We start from the raw sequence: 26,050 nt of genomic DNA, 5'->3' as shown, positions 1-26,050 counted from the left end.
ATTAAAACGCCTCACTTACATAGCACGATGTCGACAATGACTGCTCAAACCATTGAATTTTCTCACGAAAGCGCACAACTTCCCCAACGACAATCATGCTTGGGTTTTGCACTTCTTCTTTTTGTGCAATCGTTACAATCGTTCCGAGCGTTCCTGTTACGGTACGCTGATTTGCCGTTGTTCCCCATTCCACAAGAGCAACGGGCGTATGTTCGCTCTTGCCGTAACGGATCAATTGACCGCAAATGTACGGAAGATTGCTTACTCCCATGTAGATAGCAAGTGTATCAATGCCTTTGGCAAGGCTCTCCCACTTCGTTTCCTCTTCTGCGCCTGCTTTCCGATGTCCTGTTACAATGGCAAAACTTGCGCTTGCTTCACGGTGCGTCACAGGTATGCCCGCATATGCAGGAGCGGCGATACCGGCCGTAATGCCCGGGATGATTTCAAACGGAATTCCGTTTTGCGCTAATGTTTCCGCTTCCTCTGCGCCCCGTCCGAAGACGAATGGATCGCCGCCTTTTAAACGAGTCACAACCTTCCCTTTTTTCGCATGCTTCACAAGAAACGCATTGATCGTTTCCTGCTGCATCGTATGGTAGTTCGGAAGCTTGCCGCAATAAATCAAATCCGCGTTCGGCTTTGCGTGCTCCAATAGCTCTTTATTGACAAGGCGGTCATATAAAATCACATCCGCCTGCTGAATGCACTTCAGCCCTTTTACAGAAATCAAATCCGGATCTCCTGGTCCCGCCCCGACAATGTATACCTTACCCACACCGTTCCCCTCGCTTCTATTTCAAGATGTTTTCTTGTTCATAAATCACAAAGCCTGCGCCTTTGTGAATCTTTTTCTTTTCGTATAAAGTAATTTCTTCAATTTCCGGCAAGCGTAAAAAGTACTTCTCAAGCTCCACTTCAACAAGTCGAAATGCCTGTTCTTCACTGGAAGCAGCAATGACAACATGAATCACTTCTCCGCTTGCCACAACTTCAAATCGATATAATTCCATGAATTCCTCCTACGAAACAACAACTTCCACTGCAGCTTGATCAAGTGTTGCTTGCAGATGCTCTAAGCCTACGCGGCCAACAAATTCATAAAATGATTCGCCTAGGAGCTTTTGTTCTTTAAAGGCTGTTAAAAAGGCTACAAGCACGTTTGGAAGATCTTCACCGTCAAATTTCCCTTTTAACTTTTCGTTAAATGCTCCATCACCTAGTAGTGTACCACCTACGTAAATTTCAAATGCTTCAACCATGCCTTTATCTTTTGTTTTCATCTTAACGCCCTGCAATCCGATATCAGCAATTTGACGTTGTCCGCATGAATTTGGACAACCAACCATATGAAAACGAACTGGAACATCCAGTGTAAGCTGTTCATCTAAATATTCCGCAATACGGCGAAGACGTTCTTTTGTTTCCACAAGCGCCAGATTACAATATTCAATACCTGTACAGGAAACAGCATGACCGATAAATGATTGCGGCTTTTCTTTAATACGTTGGAATAATGGCTCTTGCAGAAGAGACTCTACGTTCTCAGCAGGCACATTTGGAATAATAAAGTTTTGAGAGTTACATGTACGAACTTCGCCATTTCCGTATTGTTTTGCAATTCTAGCAATCTCGAAAAATTCATCCGCGCTTAAACGGCCAACCGGAACGTTAAAACCAGCGTAATGTAAGCCTTCTTGTTTTTGTGGATGTACACCATAGAAATAGCCGGCATTCCAGCCCTTAACTGCATCCTCGCCTTTTTCAGGAAGCGGACCAGTATATTCTAATACCTTTTCTGTAAACTTCTCTGGACCCCAATCCGCCATCAAGAATTTCAAACGTGCAAGATGACGTTTTTCACGGTAACCATAGTCACGGAAAATAGTTGTAATTGCAATTGCTACCTCTTTTACTTGCTCAGGACGAACGAATAAGTTCAATGTTTGCGCCAAGAATGGGCGTGCAGATAATCCACCGCCGACTTTCACATGAAAGCCAAGAACTGTTTCCCCAGCAATTTCCTTTGTTGCAGGTGTAAAGGAAGCACAGTTAATCTCTGCATTTGCCGCATTATATACATTTGTACTAATGGACATCTTATATTTACGCGGTAAGTTTGAAAACTCTTCATTATGTTGGAAAAACTCATATACTTCATTTACGATAGGTGTTGTATCAAAAAGCTCGTTCGGATCAATTCCTGCAAGCGGATTTCCAACAATCGTTCTCGTAATATCACCGCACGCTCCTGCAGTTGACATACCCACAGCGTTTAATCGGTTAAAAATATCAGGAATGTGTTCAATGCGCAGCCAGTGGAATTGGATAGCTTGGCGTGTTGTGATATCAACTACATCGCGACCATAATCCCTGCCGATTGAAGCTATTGCTTCAACTTGCTCATTTGTCAAAATACCTGATGGAATGTTAACACGCATCATAAAATAGCCGTCTTCTTTCGGGCGTTGCAAGTAAAGACCTGCCCATTTGAATAAATCCCATTCATCTTTCGGAATGGAGTCAAATCCATTCTCAGCATAGTATGGAATATCTTTAAAAATCTCAAGGCCATCTTTTTGCAGCTTCTTTTGTTCTGTTGCGTTTAATTTAAGATTATCTGCCCATACCTTGGTGTAAGACATCCGTTCTCCTCCTTATATGAAGCTCTTCTCTTTTAGGTGCTGTATAACTTGTTCCGCACATTGCTCAATAGTATAAAGATGAGTATGAATTGTTAATTCCGGATGTTCCGGCGCTTCATACGGAGAATCGATTCCCGTAAATTGCTTAATTTGTCCGTCACGTGCCTTTTTGTATAACCCTTTTGGATCCCGCTTTTCGCATTCGTCAATCGGGCAATCCACGAACACTTCGATAAACTCGTTTTCTCCCAAAATGTCGCGCACTTGCGAACGATCCGTACGAAATGGAGAAATAAAGGCTGTCAATACAATCGTTCCGTTGTCTACAAAAAGCTTGGAAACTTCGCCGATGCGGCGAATGTTTTCCGTGCGATCTTCTTCAGAAAATCCAAGATCTTTATTAAGGCCGTGGCGGATATTATCTCCGTCCAGCACATAGTTGTCAATATTTTGCTGAAACAAGCGGCGTGCCACCGCGTTTGCAAGAGTCGATTTGCCGGAAGCAGACAAACCGGTAAACCAAAGAACAAAACTATGGTTTCCTTTTTGTGTACGTCGTTCTTCTTTTGAGACAGATGCTTGATGCCAAGTGATATTTGTGCTCATCTTTCTTCCTCCTTATACATTTACAGGCTGCTGTTTCATGCCGCGAATTAATACTTCGACTACTTCTTTTCGGCTGAATGTGCTTGGAGGAAGCTCTCCGTTTCGCAACATTTCCCGTACTTTTGTTCCGGATAAAATCACGCGATCTTCTGCTCCGTGCGGACATGTCTTAGAAGAAGCCATAGCCTCGCACTTTGTGCAGTAGAAGCTGTGTTCAAAGAAAAACAGTGTAATTCCCAGTTCTTCTGCTGTAAAGTTTGAGAAAATCTTCTGCGCATCGTATGTGCCGTAATAGTTGCCGACTCCAGCATGATCGCGCCCCACAATAAAATGAGTACAGCCGAAGTTTTTACGTACCATCGCATGGAAAATTGCCTCACGCGGTCCAGCGTAACGCATTGCTGCTGGGAATACTGCTAAAAATACATGGGACTTTGGATAGTAGTTTTCAAGAAGAATTTCATAGCTTTCCATTCGAACATCAGCTGGAATGTCATCGGATTTCGTTTCGCCTACCAACGGGTTAAGAAACAGCCCATCCACCACTTCTAAAGCCGCTTTCTGAATATATTCATGCGCTCTGTGTACAGGGTTTCGCGTTTGGAAGCCAACCACCGTTTTCCATCCAAGCTCTTGAAACTTTTGGCGCGTTTCAATTGGATCTAAACGGTAAGACGCAAATTTGTCTTTTGGGATACGTTTCACAAGCACAATTTTTCCGCCTACGTTGACAGAAGGTCGTTCCAATACTCTTTTGACGCCCGGATGCGCCTCATCTGTTGTTTGATATACATGCTGTGCTTCTTTATGCTTATCCGGCACATACACATCCTCTACAAGCAGCACCCCGTATGTGACGCCGTCCTTTACGAGGCGAACTTCTTCGCCAAGCTGCAGCTCTTCCGCTTTTTCCTCTGTAACCGCCAATGTGATCGGGATACTCCAGACTGTCCCGTCCGCCAATCTGATGTTTTCTACAACAGAGTCATAATCTTTTTTTGTCAAAAAGCCAGTAAGCGGGCTGTACGCACCGACTGCAATCAGCTCCAAATCGCTTAACGCCACTGCATCCAATTCGATCTCCTTTTGGATATGAGAAGTGCTATATGCCTCATTTACTAGATTGATAAGTTTTCCTCCATGAGCTGGAATATTACTCATTTTCTTTTCCCCCTGTTTTTATATTATTGTTATCAAACCGATATACTCGGAATTATACTTAATAAAATTATTGATGAAGACCGCACTCCGTTTTATTCGACCCGGCCCATCTGCCGTCACGGCCGTTGCCGTCTGCCGGAAGTGTGCACATTTCGCAGCCGATGCTCGGATATCCTTGATCGTGCAAAATGTTATAAGGAAGCTTATGTTTATACACATAACGCCAAACTTCCTTCCACGTCCAATGAATGAGCGGACAAACTTTAACAGAATGAAACTTATGATCCTGATTGAAAAACTCAGTATTCTGCCTCGTTGGCGATTGCTCTCTCCGCAAGCCGGAAATCCATGCTTTTCCTTGTCCGAGCGCTTCATGAAGCGGCTGGATTTTTCTCATGTCACAGCACGCATTCGGATTTGTCTTCCACAGCTCAGGGCCATGAACCTTTGCCTGCTCCTCTACGCTTAATTTCGGCTGCTTCATTTCAATTTGCAGCTTCGGAAAGCGTGCCTTTATTTTTTCAATGACCTCATACGTTTCTTTGAAATGAAGACCCGTATCCAAGAATACAATTTTTGCATCCGGTTTTACTTGTCTGATGAGATCAATGAGAACGATACCCTCTATCCCAAAACTGCACGCATACACAATTTCATCTCCGTAATGCTCATATGCCCATCGCAATACAGAAAGAGCGCCTTTTGTTTCATCATGATCCGAAAATGAAGGAAATGTATTTTCCCATGTCTCGTACGTAATCACGTATTTTCTCTCCTCTCCAACAAAAAAGGCGATCTTAACCTAGGGGGATAAGACCGCCTCTAGTTTCTTTAGTCAGCGCTTTTGCCACGCTCTAACCGTCCGTTCTGTTCTTCAATGAACAGAACGGACGCTAAGAGCCTGATTGATTCAACTAACACCAGCGCCAAAACCGCTCGCTGATGAAGTTTCACTTTACTTTAAGCGTACTTTTTCGTTTTTTTCAAGCTGAATGACTTTTCCGTCCTGCACAACAAGTGTAATAGATCCGAATTTCATTTCACCAAGCATCGCTTTGATTTTTTCAATAACGACTTGGAATTGCTCTTCTGCTACCACAACAGTCCCCCCTTTGTATCTTTATAAACAAAAAAAATCTTTTCCATTTCGAAAAGACTGTTGAGGTAACTATTTTACCTTATCTTTCAAAATGGGTTCCATTTTGCTGGAAGTAGCACCTTGCCAATCGCAGGTTGCCGGGCTTCGTCGGGCCAGTTCCCTCCGCCGCTCTGGATAAGTGATTTATTTCATTTTATCATAATTCAGAATTTTTTCAATCCCACTTTTCCGATAAGTTTTTTATTTTTTAATATTTTTTATAAAGGGCTTGCATTATTTTACAATAGAACTAAAATATGTATTCGTTATAATGGTTCACATAATTAATAATTGTTTTTACATATTAGTCAAACTGCCTACATGGACATGTCGAAATTATAATTCACTCGTATATAGAAGGCAAGCGGTTATCATTACAGGTGCAGAAAGCGGGTTAGGAAAAAGCTGGTCTCAGTTTATCTTTCTTGCCTACTTGAAAAAGCTCCTGATCATATTCAGGAGCCTTTCTCATGCGGCCATCGGATATCCTCATACAACGAAACAGAAATACCGTTTTTCTGTAACTGTAAAAGCTTCTCTTCCTTTTCCTTCACTGTCCTGTCTTCAATCCCGTCCCGTATGACCGTCACCTGATATCCGCGCCGTTTTGCATCTAAGGCCGTACGATACACACACGTTCCCGCAAATACGCCTGCAATTATGATATGACGGACACGAAGCTGCTTTAAATGTACGATTAATCTGTCATTTGAAAAAGCATTGTTAAATCTTTTTGAGAATATAACATCATTTACAAGCTGAATCCGGACGTCAAGCCCCGCACCTTCCGTTCCCTCTTGTGCTGCTCCGTTTCGTTTCCAATTCCCGATCCAATCTATATGCGAATATTCATTTACGATATAAACGATCTCCATATCACGCCGGTTTGCTTTTTCAATCGTCTTATTAACCGTCTCCAGCAATCGCGCAACCCGCATACTTCCAAACGGGAATATAGCCCCTTCTCCTATAAAGTCATTTTGCATGCCCATTACAAGCAAGGCTGTATGCCCCATCTGTTTGTCCCCCTTTTCAGACCTCTCTCCTTTCAGTATATTTATCATACGCACAATGCGTGCCTACAAGAAAAGCGCAACCGGCTCGTTCAGGCGCAGAACCTAAGGTTCTCCGCCCTAAAAAGCGCTTTTTGCTTTTTTGCGGCGGAGGTTCTTAGGTGGCAGCGCCTTGCCGGTGGAGCTGGACACTAAGAAAAGCGCAACCGGCTCGTTCAGCTAGGGAATTTAAAAACATATACTTTCTTACTCCTACAAAAAAAGAGCCGTTATATACGGCTCCTTCATACAAACTCCTTTGTGCGGACGCGATCGTTTTTCACAAGATCCGCAAATGTTTCTCTTTCTACGACTACATGAGCCTGCGCATCTCTTACAAATACAACTGCCGGACGCGTAATGCGATTGTAGTTGTTGGCCATTGAATAGTTGTAAGCGCCTGTACAGGAAACTGCCAATAAATCCCAAGATGCAACTGTAGGAAGCTTCAAATCCCAAATAAGCATATCTCCGCTTTCGCAGCATTTGCCTGCAATGGACACTGTTTCTTCCGGCTCTTCATAAGCGCGGTTTGCCAGCATCGCCTCATAAGAAGCATTGTAGAGCGCGGGACGAATATTATCTGTCATGCCGCCGTCCACTGCCACATACTTGCGAATTCCTGGCACCTCTTTAATTGAACCAATCGTATAAAGCGTAGTACCAGCATCGCCGACAATGCTGCGGCCCGGTTCAATCCAAATTTCCGGAAGCGGATACTCTCGTTTTGTGAATTGTTCTCTCACTGCATCCGTCATCTCTTTTACGTAGTTGGCAACCGGAAGCGGCGTATCTCCTTCTGTATAACGGATCCCGAAGCCTCCGCCGAGATTCAAAATTTTCATAGCATGACCTGTTTCCGTTCGCACGCTTTCTAAGAAAGTCCCCAATACTTCAATCGCGCGGACAAAGCCGTCCGTTTCAAAAATTTGCGAACCAATATGGGAATGAACGCCCAGCACATTATAGTGCGGCTTTAAAAGCGCTATTTTCATCGCCTGCAGCGCTTGGCCGCTGGAAATGCCAAAGCCGAATTTGGAATCATCTTGTCCTGTTGTAATGTACTCGTGTGTGTGAGCTTCTACTCCTGGCGTAACGCGAAGCAGCACATTAACGATTTTTCCGTATTCCTTTGCCAAATCATGAAGTATTTCAAGTTCAAAGAAGTTATCTACAACAAAGCAGCCGATATCCGCTTGCAGCGCCATAATCAGTTCTGCTTCTGTTTTGTTATTGCCATGAAAGTGAATGCGCTCTGCCGGAAACTCTGCTTGTAGCGCCGTGTACAGCTCTCCGCCTGAAACAACATCCAGCGACATATTTTCTTCTGCAGCCAAACGGCTCATTTCCAGGCACAAGAATGCTTTGCTTGCATATGCAACTTGATAAGAAAAGCCGCTTTCCTGAAATGCTTGGTTGTAAGCGCGGCATTTCTCTCTCATCAGTGTTTCATCGTATACATAAAGCGGCGTTCCGTATGTTTTCGCCAGCTCAGTTGTGTCACAGCCTCCAATTTCTAAGTGTCCTTGTTCATTAATACGGCTCGTTCCATGTAAATACATTTCAATTCCTCCTTTTTAAATAAGAAAAACGGAGCCGGCTTGCTCAGGTGCAGAACCTAAGGTTCTCTGCCCTAAAAAGCGCTTTTTGCTTTTTTGTGGCGGAGGTTCTTAGGTGGCAGCACCTAGCCGGCGGAGTTAGACATCACCGAAAAACGGAGCCGGCTTGTTCAGTTGCAGAAACTAGCCGGCGGATTTAAACATATCTAAACAAAAAAAACGCGCGGAACAATGTTCACACGCGTTTCTTGAGAAAATGACAAAACGTCAGAATAGATATTCATAATCTTTTCTTAAGAAACCGCATCAACATCTCCAATAGTACTCCACAAGGTTCGCTTGTGACAGTCTTGCATTTATTCAATGCAAGCCCAGTAAAACAGCTTTGCGGCGGCTCCTTCACTTCGGCGACCTTTCCTTTCGTGCTGCGGTCTTCGATCCCACAAGATCTCACACAAACTACTCTTAAATGTCGCAACCTCTATACTGAGATAAGATGAGGCTATCGTATTCGGTTTTCAAATGTTTCATGTTGTTTTTAACGATAACAGATGAAAAACGGGTTTGTCAAACAATTTTTTGTGTTTTTGTTGTATATTTATTTAAAAGATTGATTTTTTATAAAACCATTTCCTAATATATGCTTCAGTACGCCATGATATAAGCGCAGCGAAATTCCCGCTACGCTATACAGGCTTTCTGCAATTGAGTTTCGTACTGTCAGGAAGACGCTGCACCTTGATTGCTTGAACTGTCCATTCCCCGTCTTCATTATTAAAGGTAATCATCACTCGGTCAAAAGGCGGCCGCGGCTTCTCCCCCGGCCGCTGCTCGAATTTAATGATTTCAATCGTTGTTCGAAAAACGTATGTACCGCTATATACCTTCTTCATGCTTATAATTTTCGGACAATCATACTTTTTTTCCTCGCCGTACTGCTTCTCGATGGCTTTGTTGATTTGCGGAAACAGCACGGAATACAGCGCGTCTTCAAGCAAAACGGGAGACTGCTGCGCTGCAGCCGGATGAAAAAACAAACTAGCACTGAATAAAATCGCACATAAAATTGTCTTCATAGGATCCCTCCGCATCTCCCCCTATTGTACCCTGCCCAATGTTTTTCACTCTAACGAATGAAACCTCAGGCATAAAATTCTTTTTATATAATAGTACATACAGTGAAGAAAATAGATGCAACGGATAGCGTTCTCTACTATACTGAATAGGGAAGAATATCCTGTTTCTTACCTTACATATATTAAAAGGACTACCTTTTTAGAGACAAGCCGTGCAGGGGGAGAAGATAGCAATGAACAGCCTATTTCCAAAAATCAGATTCGTACTTTTGGCAGTCGTTCTTTTATGGTTAAAGACATACATTGTATATAAGCTCGCTTTTGATATAAAAATCGAAAATACCATGGATGAAATCATTTTATTTATAAGTCCTGTGAGCTCGCTTTTATTTTTCATCGGTCTTGCTTTGTTTACTGAAAAGCACCGCAATCGTCTCGTTTTCGGCATCAGCATTCTTTTATCTGTCATCTTGTTCAGCAATGCTGTGTTTTACGGCTTTTTTAATGACTTTGTAACGCTTCCGGTATTATTTCAGACAAATAATATGGCAGACCTCGGAACGAGCATCCGCGAGCTTTTAACATACAAGACTTTTCTCATGTTTGGAGACGTTATCATCCTATGGGTGCTGCTTCGTATGCTTCCGAAGCATTTTTCGACCGCTGCTTTGACACGTACGGAAAAATCGGCTTTTTATTTAGTTGTTGCCTCCATTTTCCTTGTTAATCTGACAGTAGCGGAGCTTCATAAGCCTTCTCTATTCACGCGTTCTTTTGATAGAGAAATGGTAGTGAAAAATCTCGGCTTATACAACTACCATCTATATGATATAGCGCTGCAATCAAAATCTTCTGCACAGCGCGCATTTGCAAGCAGCAACAAGTTCGTAGAAATCGAAAACTATGTGAAATCAAAGGATAAACACGTTAACAATCAACTGTTTGGCAGCGCAAAAGGAAAAAACGTCGTGGTCATCTCCATGGAGTCTACGCAAAGCTTTGTTTTGAACCGAAAAGTGAACGGAAAAGAAATTACGCCGTTTTTAAATCAATTCGTAAAAGAAAGCTATTATTTCGACAATTTTTATCATCAAACAGGGCAAGGAAAAACGTCAGATGCGGAGTTTATTATTGAAAACTCACTTTATCCGCTCGACCGCGGATCTGTATTCTTTACGCATCCGAATAATGAATACACGGCAACTCCAGAGCTTCTGAAGGATTACGGCTACTATTCAGCCGTGTTCCATTCCAATGACAAAACGTTTTGGAATCGCGATTTGATGTACCCGTCCCTTGGCTATGACCGCTTTTTCAGCCAAATCGACTTTACCGGCACAGAACAAAACTCTGTCGGCTGGGGCTTAAAGGATAAAGACTTTTTCGAGCAATCCATTGAACATTTAAAATCTTTGCCGCAGCCTTTTTATACAAAGTTCATTACACTGACAAACCATTTTCCATTTACGCTTGAACCAAAGGATCGTTATATTGATGAATATAACTCACAAAGTCCCATTGTAAACCGCTATTTTCCGACGGTACGCTACACGGATGAGGCCATTAAATATTTTGTAAAACGTTTAAAAGAAGAAGGCCTGTACGAAAATACTATAATTGTCATTTACGGCGATCATTACGGCATCTCCGAAAACCATAATCTCGCAATGGCGCAATTTTTGGGGAAAGAAGAAATCACACCATTCGATACAATTCAACTGCAGCGTGTGCCGTTCATCATTCACATTCCGGGACAAACGGGAAAAACCATTTCGAAAGTATCCGGACAGCTTGATGTAAAGCCGACTCTTCTTCACCTTCTCGGCGTAAAAACAAAGAACCATACAGAATTCGGAACGGATTTGTTCGCGGAAGAAAAAGATCCGATGACAGTCATGCGTGACGGCAGCTTCATCACGAAAGATTATATTTATACGAAAAGCATTTGCTATGACAAAAATACCAGTCTGCCGACGGATGAAGCAATATGCAAACCGTATGCAGAAAAAGCAAAAGCGGAGCTGAATTATTCGGATAAACTTATCTATGGAGATTTGCTTCGTTTTGCTGCAAATAATAAACATAAAACAGGCACTATGACCACTGTCTTCGAATAAAAAGCAGTCCTCTTTTACCGAAAGAGGGCTGCTTTTTTGTTCGCTTCTCCTTTAGAAAAGGAAATTTTCCGCCACAATTATTAGCATTTTATGGTATGATAAAAAAGACGCACTTTCATACACTAAGGAAGAATTTAAAAAAGAAAGCAAGGGATCCTATTTTGTACAGAGCAGCTATTCCGAACTTATTTACTCTCGGAAACTTATACAGCGGATTTTTATCTATCGGCTATGCTTCGATGGGGCATTACAAATCTGCTGCCATTTTAGTATTGATCGGCATGATGCTAGACAGCTTGGACGGACGTATCGCCCGTTTGCTGCGAGTGGACTCTCCGCTCGGCAAAGAACTGGATTCTCTGGCTGATGTTGTAACCTTCGGAGCGGCGCCTGCACTCTTAATGTACTACACTTCATTTTCAAAATACGGCCTTATCGGCTTATACATAGCGGCATTGTTTCCATTATTCGGCGCCTACAGATTGGCACGCTTTAATGTAACTCCGACATCTGCGTCTTTAAAATACTTCACAGGCGTTCCGATTACAGCAGCAGGCGGCATTATGGCGTTCTTGACGCTGTTTCCGCACATTCCGCACATTGTGCTCATTACGCTGTTCGTGGGATTTTCGTTTCTGATGGTCAGCCGCATTCAAATTCCAAGTCTAAAAGATGTGCCGCTTCCGAAGTATAGCATTATCGTTACACTATTCTTGATTGCAGTCATTTTGACAATGTATCAAAGAAAATTCGGTAACATTCCTGAATTTTTATTCATTGCAATTCCGCTGTACGTTGTCTATATGCTGTCTCAATTTTTGCGTCAGCGCCATTTTGACAAAAAGAACGAAAAAAACGAATAATACAAAACCCCCGTCGATGCGGGGGTTTTGTATTATTTAAAAACGGCTGCTTTTGGCGTATTTACAGGCGTCAGCGGATTTTCACCTTTTAAAACGCTTAAAATATTGCGTACTGCCAGCTCTGCCATTGCATCGCGCGTTTCAATTGTGGCATTTCCAATATGCGGCGTCAGCACAACATTGCGCAGAGATTTCAGCTCTTTTGTAATGCTCGGTTCAAATTCGAACACATCAAGCGCCGCCCCCTCAATGATTCCGTTTGTAAGTGCGTCCACAAGCGCTTTCTCGTCTACAATCGGCCCTCGTGCTGCATTGATCAAATAAGCTGTCTTTTTCATCATGTGAAATTGCTCCGTGCTAATCATATGATGCAGCGCAGGTTTATAAGCACAGTTGATCGCGATAAAATCAGACATTTGCAGCAATTCTTCAAGAGACACGTACCATGCGTCCAGTTCTTGTTCTGCTTCCATCTTTCGGTTCGGTCCTGTGTATACAACGTGCATACCGAATGCTTTCGCCCGTTTTGCAACTGCTTTTCCGATTTCTCCAAGCCCGATGATTCCGATTGTTTTGCCGTACACTTCGCGTCCTAAAAAAAATAACGGCGCCCATCCTTGGAACCCGGTTGTGCGGCATAATTCATCTCCTTCTGGAATGCGGCGGGCAGCTGCCAACAAAATCGCAAAAGTCAGCTCTGCCGTTGCCTCTGTCGATACTTGGGGGGTGTTTGTAACCGGAATTTCTTTTTCAGCAGCATATTTATAGTCGATATTATCGAACCCGGCGCCATAGTTTGCGATGATTTTTAAATTTGAGGCACGCTCAATCGTTTCCTTTGTCACCTTTGTGGAAAGCAGACTGAGCAATGCATCTTTACCCTGCAAACGCTCCTGAAGCTCCTGCTCGCTAATCAGGCCTTCTCCTTCATACACTTCCACTTCGTGATGCTCCAGCAGCTCTAATCCGATCTCTGGTATGTTTCCTGCTACTAAAATTTTCGCCATACATCTGCATCCTTTCTGTCTTCGCCCTTTATAAACGTTTTTTAATTATTGTAAGAAATTTTTTAATGTGATGACAAGTAATCTGCTTCCAATACATGACATGAAATTATAAATCGCATAAAAAATAATCCCCATGCAAGGGGATTATTTACGATTTTTTTGCTTTAACTTTACATCGATTGTGCCTTCTGCGACCGTATCGCTTATTTGCTCTTGTATAACAGACTGATCTTCATAAGAAGATGCCTGAGCTGTTTCATGATCTTTTTCGGAACCGTAATGGAAATTCGTCAATTTATCGGGATCTTTATATTGGTCTTTGTTCATGGAAATGCCTCCTTTATCACGCCTTAACGCGCAGTAAAATCCTCCACTTCAAAACTTAGACTATTCGAAGAAGTTTAAGCGGGAGATAACTGCCCGTAAAGTCCTGATTGGTTCAACTAACCATCAGCGAGGGATAAAAGTCCCCCACTGATGGAAGTTTCACTTTATGACGCTTCAGTCATAGTGTGGGCAAAACGTGGCATTTCACTATTGGAAATATTATCCGTTTGTCAGCACCGGCTGCTCTAGCGGCTTCATGATACGTTTTCGTTTTTCGAATGTTGCCACCTCTGTAAAGCCGTGACGAATCAATGTCTCAACGTTTTGTGCTACATAACTGCCGATATCATCCGGATAATGCGAATCAGAAGAAACTGTGACAGGAACACGATATTTGGCAAGAACGCTCAAAAACAGCGGACTCGGGCACATTTCTTTAACAGGATAGCGGTAATATAACCCGGCATTGATTTCTGTCGCCACGTTGCTTTCAAGCAAGGCTTTGGCAATTTGCTCATAATTGCCTAGAAGCGTATTTTCATCTGGACGATGATTGAATACCTTCATATTGTCCAAATGAGCCACGAAATCAAATAACTGGGAGCGTATTGCACGTTCCACTAAAGCAAAGTGCTTTTCATATAAACTAGGAAGATCTTGTCCTTTAAAACGCTCTTGCGTGTCCGGATTATCAAAGCCCCAGCCAGTACTTGTAAAGTGCACGGAGCCGATTACATAATCCCAGTTCCCAAGCTTTAAGAGCTCTGCCAGCTCTTCCTCTCCGCCCGCAAAATAATCCGCTTCCAGACCAAGACGCAGTGTAATGCCGCGTTTTGCCCAGCGTTCTTTTGCTTCTTCAATCGCCGCCGTAAAATTTTCAATGGATTCCATCATCACTTGATCGAGCCATTCCTTTTGCAAGCGGCCGAGATCTGTATCGCTAATATCGACATAGCGGTAATAGTACTCTCTTGCTTCTGTAAAACGGTACAAATGATCAACGATGCCGACTTCTTTTAAGCCTTTGCGCAGCGCCTCTTCCAAATATAAGTCAATCCAAAACGGAGAAAATGCGCCTTTTTCCAAACGTTCTGCAAGCAGCTCTTTAGACTGCTTCAGCCACTCTAAGGAATGCTTAGGCGCATCAACAGGCATAAAATGCTGCAGCGCTCGATTCGTTCGGTCCAGCCAGCGCAGTGAATACGGTCCCTCTTCTAAGTGAAGGTGATAGTCTACTCTCACGGTCTCTCCCCCTACAGCGTATCGATTTCTTTTCGGTCTCCGACTTTTGACAGCTTGCCGCGGCGGCGTTTCGCTTCCTCTTCAAGCTCTTCTAATGAAACATTCTTTTCCGCCATTAATACTAAACAGTGATACGTTAAATCCATCAGCTCGCTGATAAGCTCTTCTCGGTTCGTGCCCTTTGCCGCGATTACGACTTCCGTACACTCTTCACCGATTTTTTTCAAAATCTTGTCTTCTCCTTTGGAAAACAAATAGTTTGTATAAGAGCCTTCAGTGGGATTTGCTTTGCGGTCTTGTATGTCCTCATAGAGTTCACGCAATATATTTGTCATGGCTTCTCCTCCTACAATACTTTTGTGAAAAAGCACGTACGGCTTCCTGTATGGCACGCCGGTCCGATTTGATCCACGCGCACCAAAATCGTATCCTGGTCGCAATCCAAATACATTTCCTTCACGTGCTGAAAGTGACCGGACGTTTCTCCCTTATTCCACAGACGATTGCGGGAGCGAGAAAAATACCACGTCGTTTTTGTTTCCAGCGTTTTAGCATAAGACTCTTCATTCATATATCCAAGCATCAGCACATCGTTTGTCTTATCATCAATGATAACTGCAGGAATTAAACCGTCTCCCTTTGCAAAATCCGGCTTCATAGTCTCACCTCGATATTCGCTTCCTTCAGTTCCTGCTTCGTTTCGGCAATCGTCGTTTCCCCGTAGTGGTAAATGGACGCAGCCAGCGCCGCATCCGCTGTTGTTTTTTGGAACACTTCCACAATATGCGCGTTATTGCCGCAGCCTCCGGACGCAATAACGGGAATGGTAACGGCTTGCGATACAGCCTCTGTCAATTCTAAATCATAGCCTGCCTTCGTGCCGTCTGCATCCATGCTTGTTAACAGGATTTCACCGGCGCCAAGCTGCTCCGCTTTCTTTGCCCATTCCACTGCGTCCAGCCCTGTATCGATGCGGCCGCCGTTCACAAATACGTTCCACTTTTTGTCCGCCACTTTTTTTGCATCGATTGCCAAAACGATACATTGCGCCCCGAAACGCTCTGCTCCGTCAGCGATAAGCTGCGGATTACGGACCGCTGCGGAGTTTACGGAAATTTTATCTGCACCGGCGCGAAGCAAATTGTACATTTCTTCAACTGTGCCGATACCGCCGCCGACCGTCAAAGGAATAAACACCTCAGCAGCTGTGCGCTCCACTACATCAACCATCGTTTTGCGCCCTTCATGCGTTGCGGTAATATCCAAAAATACAAGCTCATCCGCGCCTGCTTTATTATAGGCAGCTGCAATCGCAACGGGATCTCCTACATCTGTAAGACCGACAAAGTTAATTCCCTTTACGACGCGGCCGTTCTTTACGTCCAAACAAGGAACGATGCGCTTCGTTAACATACTTCCACCGCCTGCAGAGCTTCTTCGAGCGCAATTTTGCCTTCATATAATGCCTTTCCGGTAATGACGCCGTATAGGTTCATTTCATTCAATTGTTTAATATCATCCATGGAGCTTACGCCGCCGGATGCAACGATTTGTACAGAAACAGCCTCTTGCAATGCTTGCAATTGCTCGAAGTTCGGCCCGGCCAGCGTGCCGTCCCGGGAAATATCCGTAAACACAATCGTTTTGACGCCCATCTTCTCCATTTGCTTCGCAAGCGCAATATAATGAACATCTGATACATCAAGCCAGCCGCGTGTCGCAACATGCTCGTCTTTCGCGTCAATACCGACAACAATACGTTCGCCGTATTTTTCGAGCGCTTCTTGCAGGAATGCAGGGTTCAACAGGGCAGCCGTACCGATAATGACACGGGCAACGCCAACAGAAAGAAGCGTCTCGATCGTCTCAATAGAACGGATTCCGCCCCCTACTTGAACAGGAATGCTTAACGTTTTTGCGATTTGTTCAATTACAGGAAGATTTGTCGGCTTCCCTTCGAGCGCACCGTCCAAATCCACTAAGTGAAGGACCTTTGCCCCCAGTTTTTCGAATACAACAGCTTGCTCAAGAGGATTTTCGTTCACGACTGTTTCTTGCTGAAATTGTCCTTGATATAAACGGACACAGCGGCCGTTCTTTAAATCGATTGCCGGGAAGATGAGCATATGACCAACTCCTTAAAGTTTTCTAACATTTTTAAACCGACTTCACTGCTTTTTTCCGGATGAAATTGCGCGCCGAAAATATTTCCTTTCGATACGACACCAGGTACGAACACACCGTAGTCGCTGCCGGCATCCACAACATCTGCAGGACAATCCGCATAGAAGGAGTGAACGTAATACACATAGGATTCGTCCTGTAAACCGTTCAGCAGCGCGGCCTCTTTTTTCTGCTGCAAATTGTTCCAGCCCATATGCGGAATTTTGCGCCCTGCCGGAATTTTACGTACAGTTCCAGGCAGCAGACCTAAACCTTTTGTAAACTCTATTTCTTCACTTGCTTCAAATAAAAGCTGCATGCCTAGGCATATCCCTAAAATCAGCTTTCCCGTTTCGGCTTCCTTGCGAATCAGGGAGATGAGACCGCGTTCCTCCAATTCCTTCATCGCTTTCGGAAAAGCGCCCACACCCGGCAGCACGATCGCTTCGCTGCTCCTGATGATTTCGGGATTATCTGTAATCACATATTCCACACCGACATGCTCCAGCGCTTTGGATACGCTGCGCAGGTTGCCCATTCCATAATCGATAATCGCAATCATCTTACAGCAGTCCTTTCGTGGAATTTACGCCCGTAATTTTTTCATTGATTTCTACCGCTTCCCGCATAGCGCGCCCGAATGCTTTAAACAGCGCTTCAATTTTGTGATGCGTATTTCTTCCATATAAAACACGGGCATGAAGCGTGATACCTGCGTTAAAGCTGATTGCACGGAAAAATTCCTCCGTCAGCTCCGTATCATAATTGCCGAGCTTATCGTTTTTGAGCTCTGCGTCAAACACTAAAAACGGACGTCCGCTTATATCAAGCGATACAAATCCGAGCGCTTCATCCATCGGTACATAAGAAGTTCCATATCGGTTGATTTGCTTTTTGTCGCCCAGCGCTTCTTTTATGCAAGCGCCAATGGCGATCCCGACGTCCTCTACCGTATGGTGAGAGTCAATGTGTAAATCGCCGTTTGCTTTCACCTTCAATCCGATGCGTCCGTGCCTAGCGAATAAGGTAAGCATATGATCGAAAAAGCCGACCCCTGTCTCTATGCTCACTTCTTCTTGATTATCTAAATCCACCCACACTTGAATATCCGTTTCCGTCGTTGTGCGTGACAATTCTGCTGTACGGGCCATTATTTTTCCTCACTTTCTTCAAACCGGATTTGAATGGATTTGGCATGCGCATGCAAGCCTTCCTTTTCTGCCAATACTACAATTTGATCTTTCACCGCATACAGCGCTTCTCTTGTATATGAAAGAAAGCTTGATTTTTTAATAAAATCATCAACCGACAGCGGAGAGAAAAAGCGTGCCGTCCCGCTTGTCGGCAGCACGTGATTCGGACCGGCAAAATAATCGCCGAGCGGCTCTGGCGCATACGGTCCCAAGAAAATGGAGCCTGCGTTCTTTACATTTGCGAGCGCCATCATCGGTTCTTTCACATGAAGCTCCATGTGTTCAGGTGCGATGGCGTTGGCCGCTTCGAACGCTTCATCTAGTGTGTCAACGACAATAATGGCGCCGTTTCGCTCGATGGATGCTTTCGCAATGTCCTTGCGCGGAAGCTCCTCCGCCTGTCTTTCTACTTCGCGTTGTACTTCCTTCGCCAATGCCTCGTCTGTTGTAACAAGAATGGCCGCAGAATTTACATCATGCTCCGCCTGGGAAAGAAGATCTGCCGCGATGTATTTAGCGTTTCCTGTTTCATCGGCAATCACCAATATATCTGAAGGTCCTGCAATCATATCGATGTTTACATCGCCGAATACAGCTCGTTTTGCCAAAGCGACATACATATTTCCCGGCCCAACAATTTTATCGACGCGCGGAATCGTTTCCGTTCCGTATGCAAGAGCAGCGACAGCCTGCGCTCCGCCAATGCTGTATACCTCGTCTACCCCGGCAATCTTTGCAGCAGCCAAAATGTAAGGATTCACGCCGTCTTTATGAGGCGGCGTCACCATCACGATTCGTTTTACGCCGGCGATTTTGGCAGGCAGCACATTCATTAACACGGAAGACGGATATGCGGCGGTTCCTCCTGGTACGTACACCCCTACCGTTTCTAAAGGCCTAATAAGCTGGCCTCGGATAATGCCGATCTGCTCAGCTTCAACAAACCCTTGGCGCTTTTGCTTTTCATGATAGGAAACGATGTTTGCCTTTGCTCCCTCTAACGCTTGTAAAAATTCTGATTCCACAACAGCTAATGCCTGCGCAAAAGCATCCTCAGAAACGCGAAACGATTCCAGCGTTACCTTATCGAATTTTTCGGTATATGCCCGAAGCGCCTCGTCCCCGTGCGCTTTTACATCGAGCACAATGTTTTCTACAGCGGCAGCCGCTTCTTTTTCTGTAATTTTCGCCGCTTCGCGAAGCGCTTCAATGCTTGCCAAAATTACATCCTGTTTTCCGTACAAGAGCTTCATGACATTACCCCCTTTGCGTCAGCGCTTGCTCCATCTGGTCGATAATGGAGAACATTTCGTCTTTTTTCATTTTTAAAGATGCTTTGTTTGCGATTAAGCGAGCGGAAATATCATGCATTTCCTCAAACACGATAAGACCGTTCTCCTTCAGTGTTTGACCTGTTTCCACAATATCGACGATCGCGTCTGCCAATCCAAGCAGCGGCGCAATTTCAACAGATCCTTCTATTTTAATAATCTCAACATCTTCTCCCTTTTGACGGAAGTACGCTGAGGCAACGTTCGGATATTTTGTGGCAATCGTTTTCTTTTTATAACTGTCCGGATTGTATGACGGAATCGATGCCACACAAAACTTGCAGCGCCCGATGCCAAGATCAATCATTTCATACAGTTCCTTCTCGTTTTCAAGCAGTACGTCTTTTCCGACGATGCCGATATCGGCCACGCCGTGCTCCACGTACGTAAGCACATCGACTGCCTTTACAAGAATAAAACTGATATTGGCATTATGACTTTTAAAAACGAGCTTTCTTCCTTTTTCCTTCAGCTCCGAACAATCAATACCGATTCTTTCTAATACCGGGATAATCTGCTTCTCGAGCCGGCCCTTCGTTAACGCAATTTGAACGTTACGCATGAAGTTTCCCCCTCTTTCTCAAGCATCCATTTCTCTTTCCACCCATATTCTGCAAGCTTATCGCCAGATGTATCAATTACTTTTGAGATATGATGCTTTCGTGCAAAATTGAAGGAATCTTGCAGCGTCTCGCACATGGACAATTCTGCCTTCATACCGTCTTTTAGAAGTAAAGAACGCAGACGCTCTGCTTCTTCGATCGTTTCAAGCGCATAGTGAATAAGGATATCCGCAGTCTCCAGCTTTGCGGGCGGTGCTTGTTCCTTTAATACGCGAACGATTTGATCAACCTCTAGCGCCAAGCCGACTGCAGGAAGCGGTTCGCCAAAATGCCCCATAAGGTCGTCATAACGTCCGCCGCTTAAAATTTCTTCACCGATATCATTCGCATAGCCGCGGAAGATTACACCAGTATAATATTGAAGGTTTTGAATCATGCCCAAATCGACTGAAATGTAATGACCATAGCCTAATCGCTCGATTGTTTCATAAATTTTGCGGACGCGGGCTATCGCTTGCTTCATTTCTTTGTTGGCTGCCAAGCGCTCCGCTTCGTCGATAATTTCAATTCCGCCAAATAGTCTCGGCAATCGCTGCAAAAGACGGATGGTCGCGTCTGTTTCATCAAAATTCTTTTTCTTTAAAAATTCAGACAGTCCAGTGTAGCTCTTATTTTCAATATAATCGCGAAGAATTATTTCATCCGCTTCTGTTAAAGATAGCTTTTTAATGATAGATTTATAGAGCTCCACTTGTCCGATTTCAATTTTAAACTGCGCTACCCCGACAGCCTGCAGCGCTGTAATCGCACTCACAATGCACTCTACCTCGGCACGCAAATTATCAATGCCGATGATTTCGATTCCTGCTTGCGTCAGCTCATTGTATTTTCCTGTCATGCTTTTATTAGCACGGAAAATATTACCGCTGTATGTGAGCTTGAGCGGCGGCTTCATCATGCTCGAACCGACAACGCGCGCAATCGGAATTGTCATATCAGGGCGCAGTACTAAAATACGTCCTTGATGGTCGAAAAATTTATACATTTTCTCTTCATCAATCGGACGATCTTGAAAGGCAAATACGTCATAAAATTCGATGGTCGGAGTTCGAATCTCTTCATAGCCGCGGGCGGTAAATACGCGGCGCAGCCGCTGCTCCACCTCTTCCTGCAAGGTACTATCCTCAAATAAAAGATCCCTCGTCCCAGTTGGGTTCGCTCGTTTCCATTTTGTCATCTGTAACACCCCTTGTCTTTCGAAACGAAAGTTGTTACTAACACGATACAAAGGAACATGAATTATGTCAAATAATTTCGGATGGTATTTCTGCATAAATATTAATATTCATGTCCTTATTTCACCGAAAACCTTTTCATTCCCCTGCTTCTTTTGCATAAAAATTAATTTCATGCATATAAAAACCTTCAATCTGCTGTAGCAAGAATTGAAGGTTTTTATATTTTTATGCGCGATTTTCGTATAAAACGATATCTTGTTCGTATTGAAGCGTGATTGCAATATCATCCAATCCGCCAAGAAGCTTTTCTTTCCATACAGGATCAATGGAAAAAGAAAACTCTTCATGCGCTGTTTGAACGATCTGCTTTTCTAAATCTACCACTATTTCTTCATCAGATCCTAAAGATGCAAGAGCATTGCGTGCGCTCTCATCCAAAACGACAGGAAGAATACCATTCTTTGTGCAATTCATATAGAAAATATCAGCAAAGCTTCCGGCAATGATTGCGCGAAAACCATAATCATCGAGTGCCCACGGTGCATGCTCACGGGAGGAGCCGCAGCCGAAATTATCGCCAGCCACTAAAATAGTCGCGGTTTTTCGAGCATTAAGCGGAAAATCTGGATTGTCCGTACGGTCATCCAAATAGCGCCATTCATCAAACAAAAATTGTCCGAATCCAGTCCGCTCAATCCGCTTCAAGTATTGCTTTGGTATGATTTGATCGGTATCGATGTTATCGTTCATGAGTGCAACAACAGTTCCTTTATGCGTACGAAACGGCTTCACGATACTCCTCCTTTCTGATATCTACAAATTTTCCATAAACGGCAGCGGCAGCAGCCATCGCCGGGCTGACAAGATGCGTACGTGCGCCTTTTCCCTGCCGTCCTTCAAAGTTGCGGTTTGAGGTGGAAGCACAATGCTCTCCTTGCGGCACTTGATCGGGATTCATTCCTAAGCACATGGAGCAGCCTGCTTCACGCCATTCAAATCCTGCCTCTGTAAAAACTTTATCCAATCCTTTTTTCATTGCTTCGTCCCGCACTTTCTTGGAACCCGGTACAACGAGCGCGCGCACACCTTCTTTTACCTTCTTGCCTTTTATAAAAGAAGCGGCTTCTTCTAAATCAGATAAACGCGAATTCGTGCAGGATCCGATAAATACGTGCTGAACTGGTATATCCTCTACCTTTTGGCCTGGCTCCAATTCCATATATTCATAAGCACGTGCATCGTTTGCATTTTGAATATCCGGAAGCAATTCATCGACACGTACACCCATCCCCGGATTTGTTCCCCAAGTTACGTAAGGCGCAAGAGCTGCTACATCAACCGTAATTTGGCGATCATATACAGCTCCTTCATCCGTGTAGAGCGTTTTCCAATCTTCCACTGCTTTTTCAAATTCTTTCGGAGCATATGGGCGATTCTTTAAGTATGCAAATGTCGTTTCATCCGGGGCGATTAATCCTGCTTTCGCGCCGCCTTCAATTGCCATATTGCAAATCGTCATACGCTCTTCCATAGATAAGTGCTGAATCGTCTCACCGTAAAACTCCATCACATGCCCTGTTCCCATTGATACGCCGTAGGAAGCTAATAAATGCAAAATGATGTCCTTTGCATATACACCCTTTGGCAATACGCCTTTTAACTCCACACCCATAGACTTCGGCTTCTTTTGCCACAGCGTTTGCGTTGCAAGTACGTGCTCAACCTCGCTCGTACCAATTCCAAACGCCAAAGCCCCAAACGCTCCGTGTGTAGATGTATGACTGTCTCCGCACACAATCGTTTTCCCAGGCTGTGTTAAACCAAGCTCTGGACCGATTACGTGTACGATTCCTTGTCGTTCATCTGCCATGTCCGCAAGCGTAATGCCAAACTCCTTACAATTGGCCTGCAGCGTATCCATTTGCTTTTTCGCAATTTCATCCGTTATGTTCCATACATCTTTCGTCGGTACGTTATGATCCATCGTCGCAAACGTTAAATCAGGTCTCCGCACCTTTCTTCCTGCAAGGCGAATTCCTTCGAATGCTTGCGGCGATGTTACCTCATGGACAAGGTGAAGATCGATATATAAGAGATCAGAGCCAGTTTTCGCACTCGCTACGACATGACGCTCCCACAATTTATCAAACAATGTTTGTTTCATGCTTTTCCTCTCCCCACTAACACCTGTTCCTCCATCGCCCGCAATACATAATCTGTGAAAGAAGATGTTGTTTCTTTTCCGCCTAAATCTCCTGTAAATCTTCCAACTTTTAATACAGCAGCAATTGCTTCTTCAATTGCCTTTGCTTCTTTCCTGAGCTCAAAGGATTGTTCGAGCATCATCGCAACGGAACGAATCATCGCAATCGGATTCGCTTTGTTTTTACCCGCGATATCCGGTGCAGATCCATGAATCGGTTCGTATAAGGAAAGCCCGTTTTCAGAATGACTTGCTGACGGCAGCATGCCAAGAGATCCAGCTAACACAGAAGCTTCGTCACTCAAAATGTCACCAAATAAATTTTCTGTTACAATGACATCAAATCGACCAGGGTTGCGGATCATTTCCATCGCTGCAGCGTCTACTAAGATATGCTCCAGCTCTACATCCGGATAGCGCACCGCTACTTCCTTCGCTATTTCTCTCCAAAGTTTGCTGGATTCCAAAACGTTTGCTTTGTCGATAGACGTTACCTTTTTTCTTCTCGTTTTTGCTAATTGAAATGCGTACTCAACAATTCGTTCAATTTCTCTTCTAGTATAAGTAAGCGTGTCTGTCGCTTGTTCTGCTGTACGCTCTTTCGGGAATGAAAAATAAATTCCGCCTGTCAGCTCGCGTACAACAACGAACTGCACTTCACTTGCCACTTCAGATTTTAACGGTGATAAATGAGCAACCGCCTTATCGACCTCAACAGGGCGGACATTCGCATATAAGCCCAGCGATTTTCTTAATGCAAGCAATCCCTTTTCCGGTCTTTCCGGTGCTTCATCCCATCTCGGACCGCCAACAGCTCCCAACAAGACTGCATCGCTTGCCAAGCAAGCAGCTAATGTACGGGCCGGAAGCGGCTGACCACACTCATCAATTGCCGCACCGCCAAATCGCTCATCCTGCAGGTGAAACTTATGACCGTACAATCGTCCGACCAGCTGCAGGACGCGTTTTGCACTTTCCATCACTTCGGGACCAATCCCATCACCGGCTAAACAAACGATCCTCTTCTCCATCAGCCTCACTCCTCACCGTTTTGATACTGCTAATCTTTTTAACTTTCCTCCCGCATGCACATATGCACGAGCGGAGGCTTCTAGTACATCCTGCGCTACCCCAAATCCAGATACGCGCTTACCAGCTTGCTCCAGCTCCACATGAACGTGTGCAAGAGCGTCCTGTCCCTGCGTAATCGATTGAATGCGATAGTCTACGAGACGACAGTCTAACTTTAAAATTCTTTCAATTGCGTTATAGATCGCTTCAATACTTCCTGCACCAGTAGCTGCATCTTCCAGCGTATTTCCTTCCTGATCCTCAAGCACGACTGTCGCAGATTGCGTGCCGTTGGAGACGAAATGAGCCTGTAAATGCTTTACTTCGTACTGCTGATCTAATAGAGATGTTTCTCCCAAAATCAGCGCATGCAAGTCTTCTTCTGTGATTTCCTTCTTTCGATCAGCCAACTGCTTGAAGGCACGGAATGCGCGATCTCTTTCATCCTCTGCCAATTCGTACCCTAGTTCCGCCATTCGGTCTGTAAATGCATGGCGGCCGGAATGCTTCCCAAGCACAAGCTTATTTTGTTCTTCCCCTACAAGCTCCGGAGAAATGATTTCATACGTAGATGCTTCTTTTAACACTCCGTCTTGATGAATGCCTGATTCATGAGCAAATGCATTTGCACCGACAATCGCTTTATTCTTCGGTACAATCATGCCAGTTAATCGGCTCACTAGCGAGCTTGTCGCTTTCGTTTCTTTCAGCACAATAGAGGAGGCTGCATTGTAATAATCCTTCCGAATGTGAAGGGCTACTGCGATTTCCTCTAATGCCGCGTTTCCGGCACGCTCCCCAATCCCATTAATCGTTCCTTCTATTTGACCGGCGCCTCCTTCAATTGCAGCAAGCGAGTTTGCTGTCGCCATCCCTAAATCATCATGGCAATGGCAAGAGAAAATGGCTTTGTCAAAGGAAGGAACATGTTGTTTCAAATATTGAAATAGCTGATAGTACTCTTGCGGATTCGTATAACCGACTGTATCCGGAATATTCACAACATCCGCCCCAGAGCGGATAGCTTCTTCAATTGCCTGCGCTAAAAACGCATAGTCTGTCCTTGTCGCGTCTTCAGCCGAAAACTGCACCACTGGAAACAGAGACTTAGACAACTTCACAGACTCACGAATAGTGGACAGCACTTCTTCCCGCGACATACGGAGCTTATATTTCATGTGAATATCACTCGTAGCGATAAACACGTGCAATCGAGGCGCAACCGCCTCTTTCAAAGCTTCATAGGCTGTTCGAATATCCGATTCTTTCGCTCGGGCTAAGCTCATAACGGAAACATTTTTAACCACTTTCGCAATATCGCGTACGGACTGAAAGTCACCTTCGGAAGCGGCTGCAAAGCCCGCTTCCATAATATTGACTCCAAATCTTTCCAACTGCCGCGCAATTTGCAGCTTTTCTTGCGGATTTAAGTTTACACCAGCTGATTGTTCTCCGTCCCGAAGCGTTGTGTCCATGAAAAGAATTTGTCGCATGC

Annotated in this window: 28 protein-coding genes and 2 riboswitches; of the genes, 2 read left to right on the top strand and 26 right to left on the bottom strand. The window is 44.4% G+C overall.

The window, feature by feature from the left end; genetic code table 11:
• Window position 1: 1 nt before the first annotated feature.
• From cobA to H540_RS0109235, 10 genes are all read right to left on the bottom strand, one after another.
• On the bottom strand, window positions 2-778 hold the full coding sequence (gene cobA, locus H540_RS0109280) for a uroporphyrinogen-III C-methyltransferase (protein WP_028400401.1): 777 nt from the start codon (window positions 776-778) through the stop codon (window positions 2-4).
• A 16-nt stretch (window positions 779-794) separates the two neighbouring features.
• Complete coding sequence (locus H540_RS0109275) at window positions 795-1,013, bottom strand: DUF3906 family protein (protein ID WP_028400400.1); 219 nt, start codon at window positions 1,011-1,013, stop codon at window positions 795-797.
• A 9-nt stretch (window positions 1,014-1,022) separates the two neighbouring features.
• On the bottom strand, window positions 1,023-2,645 hold the full coding sequence (locus tag H540_RS0109270) for a nitrite/sulfite reductase (protein WP_028400399.1): 1,623 nt from the start codon (window positions 2,643-2,645) through the stop codon (window positions 1,023-1,025).
• A gap of 12 nt (window positions 2,646-2,657) precedes the next feature.
• Window positions 2,658-3,251 (bottom strand): adenylyl-sulfate kinase, encoded by a 594-nt coding sequence (gene cysC, locus H540_RS0109265; protein WP_028400398.1) that lies wholly within the window; start codon window positions 3,249-3,251, stop codon window positions 2,658-2,660.
• Window positions 3,252-3,263: 12 nt separating this feature from the next.
• Complete coding sequence (gene sat / locus H540_RS0109260) at window positions 3,264-4,412, bottom strand: sulfate adenylyltransferase (protein WP_028400397.1); 1,149 nt, start codon at window positions 4,410-4,412, stop codon at window positions 3,264-3,266.
• A 67-nt stretch (window positions 4,413-4,479) separates the two neighbouring features.
• Window positions 4,480-5,175, bottom strand: a complete 696-nt coding sequence (locus H540_RS0109255) for a phosphoadenylyl-sulfate reductase (RefSeq protein ID WP_028400396.1) — start codon at window positions 5,173-5,175, stop codon at window positions 4,480-4,482.
• Between the two features lie 192 nt (window positions 5,176-5,367).
• Window positions 5,368-5,511, bottom strand: coding sequence for a YezD family protein (locus H540_RS31985; protein WP_155890989.1), 144 nt, complete (start codon window positions 5,509-5,511; stop codon window positions 5,368-5,370).
• A gap of 76 nt (window positions 5,512-5,587) precedes the next feature.
• Window positions 5,588-5,692, bottom strand: a riboswitch (SAM riboswitch).
• Window positions 5,693-6,005: 313 nt separating this feature from the next.
• A complete protein-coding gene (locus H540_RS31350; protein WP_051317044.1) occupies window positions 6,006-6,566 on the bottom strand; it encodes a cysteine hydrolase family protein in 561 nt (186 codons plus the stop codon).
• A 281-nt stretch (window positions 6,567-6,847) separates the two neighbouring features.
• Entirely contained in the window at window positions 6,848-8,164 is a 1,317-nt protein-coding gene (gene lysA, locus H540_RS0109240) for a diaminopimelate decarboxylase (protein WP_028400395.1), read from the bottom strand.
• A gap of 308 nt (window positions 8,165-8,472) precedes the next feature.
• Window positions 8,473-8,653, bottom strand: a riboswitch (Lysine riboswitch).
• 194 nt (window positions 8,654-8,847) lie between these two features.
• Complete coding sequence (locus tag H540_RS0109235; protein WP_028400394.1) at window positions 8,848-9,237, bottom strand: DUF3888 domain-containing protein; 390 nt, start codon at window positions 9,235-9,237, stop codon at window positions 8,848-8,850.
• A 233-nt stretch (window positions 9,238-9,470) separates the two neighbouring features.
• Between H540_RS0109235 and H540_RS0109230 the strand changes: the two genes are divergently transcribed.
• The gene (locus H540_RS0109230) at window positions 9,471-11,354 is read left to right on the top strand and encodes an LTA synthase family protein (RefSeq protein WP_034670667.1); all 1,884 of its coding nucleotides are present in this window, start codon (window positions 9,471-9,473) and stop codon (window positions 11,352-11,354) included.
• A 161-nt stretch (window positions 11,355-11,515) separates the two neighbouring features.
• A complete protein-coding gene (gene pssA / locus H540_RS0109225; protein ID WP_028400392.1) occupies window positions 11,516-12,217 on the top strand; it encodes a CDP-diacylglycerol--serine O-phosphatidyltransferase in 702 nt (233 codons plus the stop codon).
• 32 nt (window positions 12,218-12,249) lie between these two features.
• Here the strand turns inward: pssA and H540_RS0109220 are convergent, their stop codons facing one another.
• The 16 genes from H540_RS0109220 to H540_RS0109145 form a co-directional block, all read right to left on the bottom strand.
• Complete coding sequence (locus tag H540_RS0109220) at window positions 12,250-13,224, bottom strand: NAD(P)-dependent oxidoreductase (RefSeq protein ID WP_028400391.1); 975 nt, start codon at window positions 13,222-13,224, stop codon at window positions 12,250-12,252.
• Between the two features lie 144 nt (window positions 13,225-13,368).
• Entirely contained in the window at window positions 13,369-13,551 is a 183-nt protein-coding gene (locus tag H540_RS29335) for a DUF4025 domain-containing protein (protein WP_051317043.1), read from the bottom strand.
• A gap of 219 nt (window positions 13,552-13,770) precedes the next feature.
• Window positions 13,771-14,793: a histidinol phosphate phosphatase domain-containing protein gene (locus H540_RS0109210; protein WP_028400390.1), complete on the bottom strand. Its 1,023-nt coding sequence runs from the start codon at window positions 14,791-14,793 to the stop codon at window positions 13,771-13,773.
• An 11-nt stretch (window positions 14,794-14,804) separates the two neighbouring features.
• Entirely contained in the window at window positions 14,805-15,128 is a 324-nt protein-coding gene (gene hisE, locus H540_RS0109205; protein ID WP_028400389.1) for a phosphoribosyl-ATP diphosphatase, read from the bottom strand.
• Window positions 15,129-15,139: 11 nt separating this feature from the next.
• Complete coding sequence (gene hisI, locus H540_RS0109200; RefSeq protein ID WP_028400388.1) at window positions 15,140-15,451, bottom strand: phosphoribosyl-AMP cyclohydrolase; 312 nt, start codon at window positions 15,449-15,451, stop codon at window positions 15,140-15,142.
• Window positions 15,448-16,206, bottom strand: a complete 759-nt coding sequence (gene hisF / locus H540_RS0109195; RefSeq protein ID WP_028400387.1) for an imidazole glycerol phosphate synthase subunit HisF — start codon at window positions 16,204-16,206, stop codon at window positions 15,448-15,450. Before hisF ends, hisI begins: the two co-directional genes overlap by 4 nt.
• Window positions 16,200-16,919 (bottom strand): 1-(5-phosphoribosyl)-5-[(5-phosphoribosylamino)methylideneamino]imidazole-4-carboxamide isomerase, encoded by a 720-nt coding sequence (hisA, locus tag H540_RS0109190; RefSeq protein WP_028400386.1) that lies wholly within the window; start codon window positions 16,917-16,919, stop codon window positions 16,200-16,202. Before hisA ends, hisF begins: the two co-directional genes overlap by 7 nt.
• The gene (gene hisH, locus H540_RS0109185; RefSeq protein ID WP_028400385.1) at window positions 16,892-17,518 is read right to left on the bottom strand and encodes an imidazole glycerol phosphate synthase subunit HisH; all 627 of its coding nucleotides are present in this window, start codon (window positions 17,516-17,518) and stop codon (window positions 16,892-16,894) included. Before hisH ends, hisA begins: the two co-directional genes overlap by 28 nt.
• 1 nt (window position 17,519) lies before the next feature.
• Entirely contained in the window at window positions 17,520-18,107 is a 588-nt protein-coding gene (gene hisB / locus H540_RS0109180) for an imidazoleglycerol-phosphate dehydratase HisB (protein ID WP_028400384.1), read from the bottom strand.
• Window positions 18,107-19,402, bottom strand: a complete 1,296-nt coding sequence (gene hisD / locus H540_RS0109175; protein ID WP_028400383.1) for a histidinol dehydrogenase — start codon at window positions 19,400-19,402, stop codon at window positions 18,107-18,109. The genes hisB and hisD overlap by 1 nt, the downstream gene beginning before the upstream one ends.
• Before the next feature lie 4 nt (window positions 19,403-19,406).
• Window positions 19,407-20,042, bottom strand: a complete 636-nt coding sequence (gene hisG, locus H540_RS0109170; RefSeq protein WP_028400415.1) for an ATP phosphoribosyltransferase — start codon at window positions 20,040-20,042, stop codon at window positions 19,407-19,409.
• Entirely contained in the window at window positions 20,018-21,280 is a 1,263-nt protein-coding gene (locus H540_RS0109165; protein WP_028400382.1) for an ATP phosphoribosyltransferase regulatory subunit, read from the bottom strand. Before H540_RS0109165 ends, hisG begins: the two co-directional genes overlap by 25 nt.
• Window positions 21,281-21,506: 226 nt before the next feature.
• A complete protein-coding gene (gene leuD, locus H540_RS0109160) occupies window positions 21,507-22,073 on the bottom strand; it encodes a 3-isopropylmalate dehydratase small subunit (RefSeq protein WP_028400381.1) in 567 nt (188 codons plus the stop codon).
• Window positions 22,051-23,445 carry a 3-isopropylmalate dehydratase large subunit gene (gene leuC, locus H540_RS0109155; protein WP_028400380.1) on the bottom strand — a complete coding sequence of 465 codons (1,395 nt, stop codon included), beginning with the start codon at window positions 23,443-23,445 and terminating at the stop codon, window positions 22,051-22,053. Before leuC ends, leuD begins: the two co-directional genes overlap by 23 nt.
• Window positions 23,442-24,515, bottom strand: a complete 1,074-nt coding sequence (leuB, locus tag H540_RS0109150) for a 3-isopropylmalate dehydrogenase (RefSeq protein WP_028400379.1) — start codon at window positions 24,513-24,515, stop codon at window positions 23,442-23,444. Before leuB ends, leuC begins: the two co-directional genes overlap by 4 nt.
• A gap of 12 nt (window positions 24,516-24,527) precedes the next feature.
• Complete coding sequence (locus tag H540_RS0109145) at window positions 24,528-26,048, bottom strand: 2-isopropylmalate synthase (protein ID WP_028400378.1); 1,521 nt, start codon at window positions 26,046-26,048, stop codon at window positions 24,528-24,530.
• Window positions 26,049-26,050: the final 2 nt, after the last annotated feature.

The organism is Ectobacillus panaciterrae DSM 19096, from assembly GCF_000430785.1.
Lineage (GTDB): Bacteria > Bacillota > Bacilli > Bacillales > Bacillaceae_G > Ectobacillus > Ectobacillus panaciterrae.
The sequence above is the reverse complement of the archived record's forward strand: the minus strand, read 5'-3'. Positions and strand labels throughout refer to the sequence as shown.

Excerpts from the sequence above, each read along its gene's own strand:
- H540_RS0109220 (WP_028400391.1), bottom strand. The coding sequence starts at position 13,224 with ATGGCGAAAATTTTAGTAGCAGGAAACATACCAGAGATCGGATTAGAG.
- hisE (WP_028400389.1), bottom strand. The coding sequence starts at position 15,128 with ATGACAAATATATTGCGTGAACTCTATGAGGACATACAAGACCGCAAA.
- H540_RS31350 (WP_051317044.1), bottom strand. The coding sequence starts at position 6,566 with ATGGGGCATACAGCCTTGCTTGTAATGGGCATGCAAAATGACTTTATA.
- lysA (WP_028400395.1), bottom strand. The coding sequence starts at position 8,164 with ATGTATTTACATGGAACGAGCCGTATTAATGAACAAGGACACTTAGAA.
- hisF (WP_028400387.1), bottom strand. The coding sequence starts at position 16,206 with ATGTTAACGAAGCGCATCGTTCCTTGTTTGGACGTAAAGAACGGCCGC.
- H540_RS29335 (WP_051317043.1), bottom strand. The coding sequence starts at position 13,551 with ATGAACAAAGACCAATATAAAGATCCCGATAAATTGACGAATTTCCAT.
- H540_RS0109145 (WP_028400378.1), bottom strand. The coding sequence starts at position 26,048 with ATGCGACAAATTCTTTTCATGGACACAACGCTTCGGGACGGAGAACAA.
- H540_RS0109230 (WP_034670667.1), top strand. The coding sequence starts at position 9,471 with ATGAACAGCCTATTTCCAAAAATCAGATTCGTACTTTTGGCAGTCGTT.
- hisB (WP_028400384.1), bottom strand. The coding sequence starts at position 18,107 with ATGGCCCGTACAGCAGAATTGTCACGCACAACGACGGAAACGGATATT.
- H540_RS0109165 (WP_028400382.1), bottom strand. The coding sequence starts at position 21,280 with ATGACAAAATGGAAACGAGCGAACCCAACTGGGACGAGGGATCTTTTA.
- sat (WP_028400397.1), bottom strand. The coding sequence starts at position 4,412 with ATGAGTAATATTCCAGCTCATGGAGGAAAACTTATCAATCTAGTAAAT.
- H540_RS0109275 (WP_028400400.1), bottom strand. The coding sequence starts at position 1,013 with ATGGAATTATATCGATTTGAAGTTGTGGCAAGCGGAGAAGTGATTCAT.
- H540_RS0109270 (WP_028400399.1), bottom strand. The coding sequence starts at position 2,645 with ATGTCTTACACCAAGGTATGGGCAGATAATCTTAAATTAAACGCAACA.
- hisD (WP_028400383.1), bottom strand. The coding sequence starts at position 19,402 with ATGAAGCTCTTGTACGGAAAACAGGATGTAATTTTGGCAAGCATTGAA.
- leuB (WP_028400379.1), bottom strand. The coding sequence starts at position 24,515 with ATGGAGAAGAGGATCGTTTGTTTAGCCGGTGATGGGATTGGTCCCGAA.
- H540_RS0109235 (WP_028400394.1), bottom strand. The coding sequence starts at position 9,237 with ATGAAGACAATTTTATGTGCGATTTTATTCAGTGCTAGTTTGTTTTTT.
- hisG (WP_028400415.1), bottom strand. The coding sequence starts at position 20,042 with ATGCGTAACGTTCAAATTGCGTTAACGAAGGGCCGGCTCGAGAAGCAG.
- cysC (WP_028400398.1), bottom strand. The coding sequence starts at position 3,251 with ATGAGCACAAATATCACTTGGCATCAAGCATCTGTCTCAAAAGAAGAA.
- leuC (WP_028400380.1), bottom strand. The coding sequence starts at position 23,445 with ATGAAACAAACATTGTTTGATAAATTGTGGGAGCGTCATGTCGTAGCG.
- hisI (WP_028400388.1), bottom strand. The coding sequence starts at position 15,451 with ATGAAGCCGGATTTTGCAAAGGGAGACGGTTTAATTCCTGCAGTTATC.
- hisH (WP_028400385.1), bottom strand. The coding sequence starts at position 17,518 with ATGATTGCGATTATCGATTATGGAATGGGCAACCTGCGCAGCGTATCC.
- hisA (WP_028400386.1), bottom strand. The coding sequence starts at position 16,919 with ATGCTCATCTTCCCGGCAATCGATTTAAAGAACGGCCGCTGTGTCCGT.